The organism is Bradyrhizobium sp. B039, assembly GCF_038965675.1.
Taxonomy (GTDB): domain Bacteria; phylum Pseudomonadota; class Alphaproteobacteria; order Rhizobiales; family Xanthobacteraceae; genus Bradyrhizobium; species Bradyrhizobium diazoefficiens.
Map to the genome: position 1 here is coordinate 8,673,198 of NZ_CP152416.1, position 12,658 is coordinate 8,685,855.

9 protein-coding genes are annotated in these 12,658 nt (G+C 64.5%); 5 read left to right on the plus strand and 4 right to left on the minus strand.

Going from position 1 to position 12,658, the window contains the following annotated elements; translation table 11 throughout:
• Nucleotides 1-133 precede the first annotated feature (133 nt).
• Nucleotides 134-2,923, plus strand: coding sequence for a [protein-PII] uridylyltransferase (locus AAFG50_RS40895; protein ID WP_028172605.1), 2,790 nt, complete (start codon nt 134-136; stop codon nt 2,921-2,923).
• A 146-nt stretch (nt 2,924-3,069) separates the two neighbouring features.
• Here AAFG50_RS40895 and AAFG50_RS40900 read toward each other — a convergent pair whose 3' ends face one another.
• The gene (locus AAFG50_RS40900) at nt 3,070-3,600 is read right to left on the minus strand and encodes a methylated-DNA--[protein]-cysteine S-methyltransferase (protein ID WP_028172604.1); all 531 of its coding nucleotides are present in this window, start codon (nt 3,598-3,600) and stop codon (nt 3,070-3,072) included.
• A 98-nt stretch (nt 3,601-3,698) separates the two neighbouring features.
• On the opposite strand from AAFG50_RS40900, the gene AAFG50_RS40905 reads away from it, so the two are divergent.
• The 3 genes from AAFG50_RS40905 to AAFG50_RS40915 all read left to right on the plus strand — a co-directional run bounded on the left by AAFG50_RS40905 (nt 3,699) and on the right by AAFG50_RS40915 (nt 6,863).
• Nucleotides 3,699-4,055 (plus strand): DUF1304 domain-containing protein, encoded by a 357-nt coding sequence (locus AAFG50_RS40905; protein ID WP_186363054.1) that lies wholly within the window; start codon nt 3,699-3,701, stop codon nt 4,053-4,055.
• 177 nt (nt 4,056-4,232) lie between these two features.
• Entirely contained in the window at nt 4,233-5,459 is a 1,227-nt protein-coding gene (locus AAFG50_RS40910) for an ABC transporter substrate-binding protein (protein ID WP_028172602.1), read from the plus strand.
• 177 nt (nt 5,460-5,636) lie between these two features.
• Nucleotides 5,637-6,863: an ABC transporter substrate-binding protein gene (locus AAFG50_RS40915; protein WP_028172601.1), complete on the plus strand. Its 1,227-nt coding sequence runs from the start codon at nt 5,637-5,639 to the stop codon at nt 6,861-6,863.
• Between the two features lie 162 nt (nt 6,864-7,025).
• Here AAFG50_RS40915 and AAFG50_RS40920 read toward each other — a convergent pair whose 3' ends face one another.
• Nucleotides 7,026-7,451, minus strand: coding sequence for a DUF1330 domain-containing protein (locus tag AAFG50_RS40920; RefSeq protein WP_011083733.1), 426 nt, complete (start codon nt 7,449-7,451; stop codon nt 7,026-7,028).
• A 180-nt stretch (nt 7,452-7,631) separates the two neighbouring features.
• Here AAFG50_RS40920 and AAFG50_RS40925 point away from each other — a divergent pair, with 180 nt between their 5' ends.
• Nucleotides 7,632-9,845, plus strand: a complete 2,214-nt coding sequence (locus AAFG50_RS40925; RefSeq protein WP_028172600.1) for a penicillin-binding protein 1A — start codon at nt 7,632-7,634, stop codon at nt 9,843-9,845.
• A 294-nt stretch (nt 9,846-10,139) separates the two neighbouring features.
• Here the strand turns inward: AAFG50_RS40925 and AAFG50_RS40930 are convergent, their stop codons facing one another.
• The gene (locus tag AAFG50_RS40930; protein WP_028172599.1) at nt 10,140-10,979 is read right to left on the minus strand and encodes a SprT family zinc-dependent metalloprotease; all 840 of its coding nucleotides are present in this window, start codon (nt 10,977-10,979) and stop codon (nt 10,140-10,142) included.
• Nucleotides 10,980-11,300: 321 nt separating this feature from the next.
• Nucleotides 11,301-12,629 carry a polyhydroxyalkanoate depolymerase gene (phaZ, locus tag AAFG50_RS40935; protein ID WP_028172598.1) on the minus strand — a complete coding sequence of 443 codons (1,329 nt, stop codon included), beginning with the start codon at nt 12,627-12,629 and terminating at the stop codon, nt 11,301-11,303.
• Nucleotides 12,630-12,658: the final 29 nt, after the last annotated feature.

Consider the following 12,658-nt stretch of genomic DNA (forward strand, 5'->3'; position numbering starts at 1 on the left):
CGAGAAAATCCCACCCTTGAAAGCGGGTCGCCCGAGAACAACTTTGCCCGATGCCGGGCTTTTCAAGCATGGAACGACTATTGCCAGCGAATGGCGGGTGACAGCGCCTGTCACCTCTTATATCCGGTGTGACATGGACAGCGTCACGACAGAGCACAAGCAAGAGGTGGACGATCGCTTCGACACCGCGCGGATCACCGCAGCGGTCGATGCGCTTGCCGAAAAGCACCAGGGACGCGAGGACGCGTTCCGCACGGCCATGGCGCAATTGCTCAAGGCCGAGCTGATCGCGGCGCGCGCCGCCGCACAGGCGATCCTGCTGAAGGACCGCCATGGCCGTCGCTGCGCCGAGCGGCTGTGCCATGTGCAGGACGAGATCATCCGCATCCTCTATTCGGCGGCAACCCGCCATCTCTACCGCTCGCCGATCCCGAGCGGCGCCGAGCGCATGGCGGTGGTCGCGACCGGCGGCTATGGCCGCGGCCTGATGGCGCCGGAATCGGACATCGATCTGCTCTTCATCCTGCCCTACAAGCAGACCGCCTGGGGCGAGCAGGTCGCCGAGGCGATCCTCTATTGCCTCTGGGACATGGGGCTGAAGGTCGGACACGCCACGCGCTCGGTCGACGAGTCGATCCGGCAGGCGCGCGGCGACATGACGATCCGCACCGCAATCCTGGAGACGCGCTTCCTGACCGGCGACCAGCCGCTCTATGACGAGCTGGTCGAACGCTTCGACAAGGAAGTGGTGCAGGGCACCGCGTCCGAATTCGTCACCGCAAAACTCGCCGAGCGCGAGGAGCGGCACCGGCGCGGCGGCCAGTCGCGCTACCTGGTCGAACCCAACGTCAAGGACGGCAAGGGCGCCTTGCGCGACCTGCACACGCTGTTCTGGATCGCCAAATACGTCTACCGCGTCCGCGACACCGACGAGCTGGTCGAGCGCGGCGTGTTCGACGCGCAGGAATACCGCACGTTCCGCCGCTGCGCCGATTTCCTGTGGTCGGTGCGCTGCAACCTGCACTTCTACTCCGGCCGCGCCGAAGAGCGCCTGTCCTTCGATCTCCAGCGCGAGATCGCGGTCCGGCTCGGCTACACCTCGCATCCCGGCATGCAGGACGTCGAGCGGTTCATGAAGCACTACTTCCTGGTCGCCAAGGAAGTCGGCAACCTCACCGCCATCCTCTGCGCCAAGCTCGAGGACCAGCAGGCCAAGCCCGCGCCGGTCCTGAGCCGGATGATGGCGCGGCTGCGCCCGACCCCCGCGAAGCGGCGCGTGCCTGACAGCGACGACTTCATCGTCGACAACAACCGCATCAACGTCGCCGCGCCCGACGTCTTCAAGCACGACCCGGTCAACCTGATCCGCATCTTCCGCCTGGCGCAGAAGAACAACCTCGCCTTTCATCCGGACGCGATGCGCGACGTGACGCGCTCGCTCGGCCTGATCAACGCCCAGCTCCGCGAGAACCCCGAAGCCAACCGGCTGTTCATGGAGATCCTGACCTCCGACAACGCGGAGATCGTGCTGCGTCGGATGAACGAGACCGGCGTGCTCGGCCACTTCATCCGGGCCTTCGGCAAGATCGTCTCGATGATGCAGTTCAACATGTATCATCACTACACCGTCGACGAGCACCTGATCCGCTGCGTCGGCTTCCTCCAGGACATCGAGCGCGGCGGCATCGAGGAATTCGCCGTAGCCAGCGACCTGATGCGCAAGATCCGGCCCGAGCATCGCTCGGTGATCTACATCGCGACGCTCCTGCACGACGTCGCCAAGGGCCGGCCGGAGGATCACTCCATCGCCGGCGCCAAGGTGGCGCGGCGGCTCTGCCCGCGGCTCGGCTTCAGCCCGGCCGACACCGAGCTCGTGGCCTGGCTGATCGAGGAGCATCTGACCATGTCCACGGTCGCGCAGTCGCGCGACCTGTCGGACCGCAAGACGATCGAGAATTTCGCTGCCGTGGTGCAGTCGGTCGAGCAGATGAAGCTGCTGACGATCCTCACCACCGCCGACATCCGCGGCGTCGGCCCCGGCGTGTGGAACGGCTGGAAGGCGCAGCTGCTGCGTTCACTGTATTACGAGACCGAGCCGGTGCTGACCGGCGGCTTCTCGGAGGTCGATCGCGGCAAGCGCCTCACGGCCGCCTACGCCGAATTCCGTAATGCCTTCGCCGAGTGGCCGGCGGACGAGCTCGATGCCTATATCGCCCGGCACTACCCGGCCTACTGGCTCAAGGTCGAGCTGCCGCGCAAGATCCGCCACGCGCGCTTCGTCCGCTCCAGCGAGCAGGCCGGCCACAAGCTCGCGATCAATGTCGGCTTCGACGAGGTGCGCGGCGTCACCGAGCTGACTATCTTCGCGGCCGACCATCCCTGGCTGCTGTCGATCATCGCGGGCGCCTGCGCCTCCGCCGGCGCCAACATCGTCGACGCCCAGATCTACACCACGACCGACGGCCGCGCGCTCGACACGATCTCGATCTCCCGGGAATACGACCGCGACGAGGACGAGGGAAGGCGCGCCACCCGCATCGGCGAGATGATCGAGGACGTGCTGGAAGGCAAGCTGCGCCTGCCCGAGGTGGTGGCGCGGCGCACGGTGCGCAGCAAGGCACGGCCCTTCGTGATCGAGCCTGAAGTGACCATCAACAACCAGTGGTCAGACCGCTACACCGTGATCGAGGTATCCGGCCTCGACCGGCCCGGCCTGCTCTACGAGCTCACCACCGCGATCTCGAAGCTCAATCTGAACATCGCCTCCGCCCACGTCGCGACCTTTGGCGAGCGCGCGCGCGACGTGTTCTACGTCACCGACCTGCTCGGCGCGCAGATCAACGCGCCGACCCGCCAGTCCGCGATCAAGAGCGCGCTGACCCACGTGATGGCCGGCGACAAGGCGGTTCAGCCCGCGGCGTGACGGCGGTCGCGCGCACCTCTCTCCCCTCGTCATTCCGGGGCGCCGCGCAGCGGCGAGCCCGGAATCCATCGAGCCACTGGTGACGCGGATAAATGGATTCCGGGTTCGCGCTACGCGCGCCCCGGAATGACCACGGGAGTGAGAACCTAGACCTCCACTCCCTCGTGCCGCAGCAGCCAGCGCTTACGCTCGAGCCCGCCGCCGTATTTCACCAGCGAGCCGTCGGCGCCGATCAGGCGGTGACAGGGCAGCACCACGCTGATCGGGTTGGAGCCGTTGGCATGGCCGACGGCGCGAATGGCCCTGGGCATGTCGATCCTTGCGGCCAGCGCGCCGTAGCTCATCGTGGTGCCGGCGGGGATTTGCGCAAGCGCGGTCCAGACCTTTTGCTGGAACGGTGTGCCGGCGATGCGCCATGCGATCGCTGATAGCCTTCCGAGGTTACCTGCGAAGTAATCCGACAGCGCGGCCTTGATCGCTGCCGGCGCGGAGCGCTGGCTCAGATCCACCGCGCCGTAGTGCAGGCGCAGCAGCTCGCGCATGCGGTGCTCGTAATCGTCCCAGTCGAGCGCACGCAAGGCGCCCTCGGCATCGGTGACGAGCAGGGCGGTTCCGATCGGCGTCGCCAGACGATCGAGGCCGAAGCGTTCCGGCAGGCTGGTTGATCGAGCGGCCATTGCGACTCCATCACTTCAAATCATGGGATCGCACTTGCCATGCCGGGCGTGCTACCGTCCACCCGAAAGCTGACGCTTTGGGGGAGCTCAACTTGAGTCTGATCGCGAATATCCTGGTGGCGCTGGTCGCCGCACTGCACGCCTACTTCCTGATCCTGGAGATGTTTCTCTGGGACAAGCCGCAGGGCTTGAAGGTCTTTCGCAATACGCCGGAAAAGGCCGCGATCACGAAGGTGATGGCTGCCAATCAGGGCCTCTATAACGGCTTCCTTGCCGCCGGCCTGATCTGGGGCCTGCTTCACGGCAACCCGGCCTTTGCATTCCAGATCAAGGCGTTCTTCCTGCTTTGCGTGATCGTTGCCGGCGCCTATGGCGCGGCAACCGTCAGCACGCGCATCCTGCTCGTGCAGGCGCTGCCGGCGGCGATCGCGCTGGCGGCATTGTTCCTGGCCTAGGACCGCTGGCCTAAGATCCTTGGGCCTAAGATCCTTGGCCTGAGACGCTACGGCGCAGTGCCGCGATCCTTGCGCGGCGGCGAACGTTCCTCCACACTCTTCGGCAGCGATGGCGACCGTTGCAACCAACGGAAAAAGACCATCGGCCGAAAATTCCGTCAGGAGGAACAACCCAACATGAGCAATCGCAGAGTCTTCATGGCTGCCACGGCGGCGCTCGCCTTCGCGGTCTCCGCCAGCCAAGCCCTCGCACAGAAGAAATATGACACCGGTGCGAGCGACACCGAGATCAAGATCGGCCAGACCGTGCCGTTCTCCGGCGCCTACTCGGTCTATGCCAATATCGGCAAGACCCAGGCCGCCTACTTCAAGATGATCAACGATCAGGGCGGCATCAACGGCCGCAAGATCAACCTGATCCAGTATGACGACGCCTATTCGCCGCCGAAGACCGTCGAGCAGGTCCGCAAGCTGGTCGAAGGCGACGAGGTGCTCTTCACCTTCCAGCTCATCGGCACCGCGGCCAACGCCGCCGTGCAGAAATATCTCAACGGCAAGAAGGTGCCGCAGCTGCTGGCCTCGACCGGCGCGGCGCGTTTCAACGATCCGCAGAACTATCCCTGGACCATCGCCTACAATCCGAACTACGTGTCCGAGGGGCGCATCTACGCCAAGTACATTCTGGCCAATCACCCCAACGCCAAGATCGGCGTGCTCTACCAGAACGACGACATGGGACGCGACTACCTCGCGGGGCTCAAGAGCGGCCTCGGCGACAAGGCCGCCGGCATGATCGTCGGCGAGGTGTCCTACGAGGTCACCGATCCGACCGTGGATTCGCAGGTGGTCAAGCTGAAGTCGATGGGCGTCGACCTGTTCTATGATGCCTCGACGCCGAAATTCGCCGCGCAGGCCATCAAGAAGCTCGCCGACCTCGGCTGGACGCCGGTGCACATCCTCGACATCAATGCGAGCCCGATCTCGGCGACGCTGAAGCCGGCCGGCCTCGAGATCTCCAAGGGCATCATCTCGACCCAGTATGGCAAGGAACCCAGCGATCCGCAGTGGAAGGACGATCCGGGCGTGAAGGCCTTCTTCGCCTTCATGGACAAGTACTTCCCGGAAGGCGACAAGCTCAACACCGTCAACACCTATGCCTATTCGGTGGCCGAGCTGCTGGTGCAGGTCTTGAAGCAATGCGGCGACGACCTCACGCGTGAGAACGTCATGAAGCAGGTCGCCAACATCAAGGACTTCACCCCGAGCTTCGCGCTGCCCGGCATCAAGATCAACACCGGGCCGAACGACTACCGCGTCAACAAGCAGATGCAGATGATGAAGTTCAACGGCGAGCGCTGGGAGCTGTTCGGACCGATCATCGAGGACAACGGTCCGTCGGGCTAGCGACTCGGAGACGTCACAGGGTGGGTTGGCGAACCGCAGCCCACCCTACGAACTGCGGGCACATCCCCGCCTTGCGTTGCAGCAACGCCTCCTCCACACTCCCCGGCAGCGATGGCGCCGGGCGCGCAACAGTGCGTCCGGCAGATCATCGGCAATAACAAGCTGAGGAAATTGCGAATGAGGAATGGAATGCTGCATCTGGCCACGGCAACGGCGCTGACCCTGGCGCTGTCGGTCTCTGCGGCCAATGCCCAGAAAAAATATGATCCGGGCGCCAGCGACACCGAGATCAAGGTCGGCCAGACCGTGCCGTTCTCGGGGCCAGCGTCGGCCTATGCGTCGATCGGCAAGACCCAGGCCGCTTACTTCAAGATGATCAACGACCAGGGCGGCATCAACGGCCGCAAGATCAATCTGATTCAATACGACGATGCCTATTCGCCGCCGAAAGCGGTGGAGCAGGTCCGCAAGCTCGTCGAGAGCGACGAGGTGCTGCTCACCTTCCAGATCATCGGCACGCCGTCGAACGCGGCCGTGCAGAAATATCTCAACTCCAAGAAAGTGCCGCAGCTGTTCGCGGCCACCGGCGCCTCGAAGTTCACGGACCCCAAGAACTTCCCGTGGACCATGGGCTACAATCCGAACTATTTCGTCGAAGGCCGCATCTATGGCCAATACATCCTGAAGGAGCATCCGAACGCCAAGATCGGCGTGCTCTATCAGAACGACGACCTCGGCAAGGACTATCTGAACGGCATCAAGGCCGGCCTCGGCGACAAGGCCGCCAAGATGATCGTGACGGAGGCGTCCTACGAGGTGTCCGACCCGACCGTCGATTCGCAGATCCTCAAGATCAAGGATGCCGGCGCCGATTTGTTCTTCAGCGCGACCACGCCGAAGCAGGCGGCGCAGGCGATCAAGAAGATCGCCGAGCTCGGCTGGCATCCGGTGCAGATCGTCGACATCAACGCGACCTCGGTCGGCGCGGTGATGAAGCCGGCAGGGCTCGATGCCGCCAAGGGCGTCATCAGCGTCAACTACGGCAAGGACCCGCTCGATCCGACCTGGAAGGACGATGCCGGCATGAAGCGGTATCTCGACTTCATGGCGAAATACTACCCGGACGGCGACAAGGACTCGAACTTCAACACCTACGGCTACGGCACCGCGCAGCTTCTGGCCCATGTGCTCCAGCAGTGCGGCGACAACCTGACGCGCGAGAACGTCATGAAGCAGGCGGCGTCGCTGAAGGACGTGACCGGCGACATCGCGCTGCCGGGCATCAAGGCCAACACCTCGCCGACCGACTACCGCGTCAACAAGCAGCTTCAGATGATGAAGTTCAACGGCGAGCGCTGGGAGTTGTTCGGCCCGATCCTGGAGGATGCGGGGCCGGCGGGTTAGTTTCCTCCGCTGTCATTCCGGGGCGATGCGACAGCATCGAACCCGGAATCTCGAGATTCCGGGTTCGGCTCTTCGAGCCGCCCCGGAATGACTGAACAAGAAGGCGTGGATGGCTGGGTCAAGCCCGGCCGTGACGGCAGAGAGAGTGTCGCTCCGCGGCTCTCAAGTCGGCACCTCGCCAAAGTTCTTGCCCACCGGCAGCACCGCGTGCCGGATCAGCCGCGAATCCTCCACGGCGGCCTGGCGGTGCTTCACCGCCTCGCGATAGACGGGATCGCGGATCATCTCGACGAAGGCGGCGACGCTTGGGTATTCAGCGATGAAGCAATGGTCCCAACGTTCCTCCTGCGGGCCGATCAGCATCAGCTCGAACCTGCCCTGCCAGACGATGCGCCCGCCGAGGCGTTCGAACACCGGGCCGCTCTCGCGGCCATAGGCCGCGTAGGCCTCCGCGCCGCTCGCCTTGCGGCCGTCCGGGTAGACGGCGTCTTTGCGCAGCCGCACCAGATTGAGCATGTGGATCGGGCCCGGGCGATCGTTGTCCCGGAATTGCGCGAAAATCTCCTTGGTCGGATCGATGTGGCCCATAGGTACTCCCTCGTGTGTTCCCTCTTGTTTTGTGGCGGCGATCCTAGCTTCGCCGTCCGATCAGCGGAACTGCGGCGGGCGAATGCCGCACCTCCTAATCGCGCGTTAAGCTCTGGGTAACCGGGCCTTAAACAGCGACCGCTAGCGTGCGGCGGGGCGGGCTGACCGGGCGTTTTGCGTATGGCGTGGGGAAAGAAAAAGGGTGGGCGGAAGGAGCCGCTGTTCGGCTTGCCCGCGGCGCTCGCCGACCTACGCCTGACCGCGGCCGACCGCGTCCCGGGCGGCGAGGACAAGCCGAAGAAGTCAGCGAAATCGTCCGCCAGGCGCAAAGCTGAGGATTCCGGCGACGAGCCGCCGCGCGAGCGGAAGCCACCGGCCGGCCGCAGCGGCGCCAAGCGCCGGTCGAAGTCGCGTATCGGCGCCAGCCTTGGCCGCCTGGTCTATTGGGGCGCGGTGGTGGGCCTGTGGGGCGCCATCGCCGTGGTCGGCGTCGTGATCTATGTCGGCGCCCATCTGCCGCCGATCCAGTCGCTGGAAATTCCCAAGCGTCCGCCGACGATCCAGATCGTCGGCATGGACGGCAGCATGCTGGCGCAACGCGGCGAGATGGCCGGCGCCAATGTCGCGCTGAAGGATCTGCCGCCATACCTGCCCAAGGCCTTCATCGCCATCGAGGACCGCCGCTTCTATTCGCATTTCGGCATCGATCCCGTCGGCATCCTGCGCGCCCTCGTCACCAACGTGCTTCATCGCGGCGTGTCGCAGGGCGGATCGACGTTGACGCAGCAGCTCGCGAAGAACCTGTTCCTGACCCAGGAGCGCACCATGCAGCGCAAGCTGCAGGAGGCGGAGCTCGCGATCTGGCTGGAGCGCAAGCATTCCAAGGACGAGATCCTGGAGCTCTATCTCAACCGCGTCTATTTCGGCTCCGGCGCCTATGGCGTTGAGGCCGCCGCGCAGCGCTATTTCGGCAAGTCGGCGAAGAACGTGACCATCGCGGAAGCCGCGATGCTGGCCGGCCTCGTCAAATCGCCTTCGCGGCTTGCGCCGAACCGCAACCCGGAAGGCGCGGAAGCGCGCGCGCAAATCGTGCTCACGGCGATGGCGGATGCAAAGTTCATCACCGAAGCGCAGGCGCAGGCCTCGATCGGCCATCCCTCCTACAACGTGAAGCCGGTCGGCGCCGGCACGGTCAATTACGTCGCCGACTGGATCGGCGAGGTGCTGGACGACCTCGTCGGCCAGATCGACGAGAGCATCAAGGTCGAGACCACGATCGATCCGAAGCTGCAGGGCGTGGCGGAAGCCGCCATCATCGACGAACTCGCGGCCAAGAGCGTGAAGTTCAATGTCAGCCAGGGCGCGCTGGTGGCGATGACGCCCGACGGCGCCGTGCGCGCCATGGTCGGTGGGCGGAACTATTCCGAGAGCCAGTACAACCGCGCGGTGACCGCCAAGCGCCAGCCGGGCTCCTCGTTCAAGCCGTTCGTGTACCTGACCGCGCTCGAGCAGGGCCTGACGCCCGACACCGTACGCCAGGACGCGCCGATCGAGGTCAAGGGCTGGAGACCTGAGAACTACACCCATGAATATTTCGGCGCGGTGACGCTGACCCAGGCGCTGGCGATGTCGCTCAACACGGTCGCCATCCGCCTCGGTCTCGAGGTCGGGCCCAAGAACGTGGTGCGCACCGCGCACCGGCTCGGCATCTCCTCGAAGCTCGAGCCCAATGCCTCGATCGCGCTCGGCACCTCCGAAGTCTCGGTCGTCGAGCTGGTCGGCGCCTATGCGCCCTTCGCCAATGGCGGCTTCGCGGTGACGCCGCATGTCGTCACGCGGATCAGGACGCTCAGTGGCAAGCTGCTCTACATGCGCCAGCCGGACGAGCGCAACCAGGTGATCGACCCGCGCTATGTCGGCATGATGAATTCAATGATGCGGGAAACGCTGATATCAGGCACCGCCAAGAAGGCCGAGATCCCCGGCTGGCCGGCGGCCGGCAAGACCGGCACCAGCCAGGATTACCGTGACGCCTGGTTCATCGGCTACACCGCCAACCTCGTCACCGGCGTCTGGCTCGGCAATGACGACAACGCGCCGACCAAGAAGGCCACCGGCGGCGGCCTGCCGGTCGAAGTCTGGTCGCGCTTCATGCGCACCGCGCACGAGGGCGTGCCGGTGGCGAGCTTGCCGAATTCGCAAGCCAGCTGGGGCCTGTCGAACCTCGCGCAGGCGGCTTCGCAGGTGTCGCCGCCGACGGCGGCCGCGCCCGGGCCGGCGCCGGCGAGCAATGGCGGCTATCGCCCGCCACCGACGCGCGCCAATGCGCGGCCGGAAGCGGCGGCGGGGCTGGATGGCTGGTTGATGGACCGGCTGTTTGGCGGGAATCGATAGGTTCGGCTTGAGGCCTTTGGGGCCTCAAAACAAAAACTGCGAAAACAACCCCATGCACAGTAGCCGGTGATTGCTGGCGCGATGCGCGGTGGATTGTGCGAGGTCATTAATACGTCGGGCAAATCAAAAGCCGTGGCGCAAGGCGCTGACGTCGCCCCACTCTCCGCCGTCATTGCCCGCGAAAGCGGGCAATCCAGTACGCTGCGGCCTCTCGATTCAATAACAACCGCCTCGGAATACTAGATCGCCCGCTTTCGCGGGCGATGACAGCTCCAATTTGGTTAGCAGCGGACGCTAATCCTCGACCCCGTACCGGTGCAGGTCGTTCCCGCACGTGTCGAGCCACTTCTTGGCGCGCTCCATCGAGGGGCAGACCTTGCCGCACACGCGCCAGAACCGCGCCGAGTGGTTCATCTCGACGAGATGGGCGACCTCGTGGGCGGCGAGATAGTCGAGCACGAAGGGCGGCGCGAGGATCAGGCGCCAGGAGAACGACAGCGAGCCGGTCGAGGTGCAGGAGCCCCAGCGGCTGGACTGGTCGCGGATCGACAGCCGCTTGACCCTGACACCGAGCTCGGCGGCATAGGCTTCGGCCGAACGCTGAAGATCGTGGCGCGCCTCGCGCTTGAGGAAGTCATGGACGCGGCGGTCAGCATGCTCGACGCCGCCGGCGACGCAGAGAATGCGTTCACCGCTGTCGCGCACTTCCGTCCACACCGTGCCGCGCGCACCGGCGCGATGAACGATGCGATGGGGAACACCGCGAAGCGGTATCACTGTGCCAGGCTGGAACGGCGCGGCCTTCGGCAAACGCCCGAGACGTGCCGCAATCCATGCACCGTGACGCTGCGCGAAGTCTTTTGCTTCGGCGAGCGTGCCGCGCGGCGGCATGGTGAGGATGGCTTCGCGATCGCTCGGATGAATTCTGAGCGTGTAGCGGCGCGCACGCCTGTGCCGGCGCAGCCGAATCGCAAAAAACTGCGATCCATGGGTGATGACGAGGGTCTTTGGCTCGTGGGGCCGCCGATAGAGGAGTGCGCGAGTGGCCATGTCTGTCAGTCCGGGGAGCAGGAGTTCGCCCGGATTCTGCCATAACCGCCGCCAGGGAAAGCGCTCGGCGCAAAAACAAATCATTTGCCCAATATACAGGGGTCTGGCGTCCGGGAGACCCTACAGACTGGGGTTGGAACCCGCTTTTTTCGCCCCCTCCGGACGCATGCGACACCCCCAAGGGGTGAGGGCTGACTCACTCCTATAAAGCTACCTAAATACCGCGAATCTGGAGGGAACCAAGCCCTGTCGGAACCTCCGGCAGCACCCGAATTTTCGACGGGAAAGCCGAAAAACGCGTCGAGAGCGATGTCCGCTCCGATGTGATCGAACGGAGATGGCTCTCGATTCCACTTCTGACGCGTTTTCTTTGCGCGGACCGGTCCCGCTTCGCTCGAAAACGTTCTATTCGGCCGCGAGAGCCTGCAACGAGCTCGGATTCGCAGCGGAGACCATGAAGTCGTGAATCCTCGGCACGATTTCCGACTTGAAACGCGAGCCGTTGAACACGCCGTAATGGCCGACGCCCTTCTGGACGTAATGAACGCGGCGATGATCGGGGATCGAGCGGCACAATGTGTGCGTTGCTTCGGTCTGACCCAGACCGGAGATGTCGTCGTTCTCGCCTTCGACCGTCATCAACGCCACACGCTTGACCTTGGAGGGATCGACGCGGGTTCCACGATGGGTCATCTCGCCCTTCGGCAGCGCGTGCTTCACGAACACGGTGTCGACGGTCTGCAGGTAATACTCGGCGGAGAGGTCCATCACCGCGAGATATTCGTCATAGAACTCACGATGCTTGTCGACGAGATCGCCGTCGCCCTTCACCAGATGGGCGAAAAGCTGCTTGTGGGCATCCATGTGCCGGTCGAGATTCATGCTGATGAAGCCGTTGAGCTGCAAAAATCCCGGATAGACGTCGCGCATCATGCCCGGATGCGGGAACGGCACCTTGGTGATGACGTGGTTGCGGAACCAGTCGATGCCGCGCTCCTGGGCCAGGTTGTTCACCGCGGTCGGATTGCGGCGGGTGTCGATCGGGCCGCCCATCAGGGTCATCGAGGTCGGCACGAACGGATCGCGCTGCGCTTCCATGATCGAAACGGCGGCGACAACGGGCACCGAGGGCTGGCACACCGCCATGACATGGGTGTTGCCGCCGAGGACGTGCAACATCTCGATGATGTAGTCGATGTAGTCGTCGAGATCGAAGCGGCCGTCGCTGAGGGGCACCATGCGGGCATCGGCCCAGTCGGTGATGTAGACATCATGCGCGGGCAGCAACGCCTCGACCGTGCCGCGCAGCAGCGTCGCATAGTGGCCGGACATCGGGGCCACGATCAGCACGCGCGGCTGCGGGCTGCGCAGCGGACGGGTGAACTTGCGATCGAAGTAGAGCAGCCGGCAGAACGGCTTTTCCCAGACCGAACGGATCTCGACGGGGACGCGGATGCCGTTGACCTCGGTGTCGTTGAGGCCCCATTCCGGCTTGCCGTAGCGGCGCGTGGTGCGCTCGAACAATTCGCAGGCCGCGGCGACCGACTTGCCGACCTCGGTGCGCGCCCAGGGATTGAGGGGATTCTGAAACAGGAACTTGGTCGCGTCGGTGACCGCACGTGCCGGATTGAGAGAGGCGTGGGCCATCTCGTACATCCAGTACATCGGCGTCGTCAGGACCGGACTGCCTTCTGCAGCCAGGGGCGGCGCGCCGCCAAACTCACCAATAGGCATCGCTATATCCCTCTTCGCATCGCAGCATA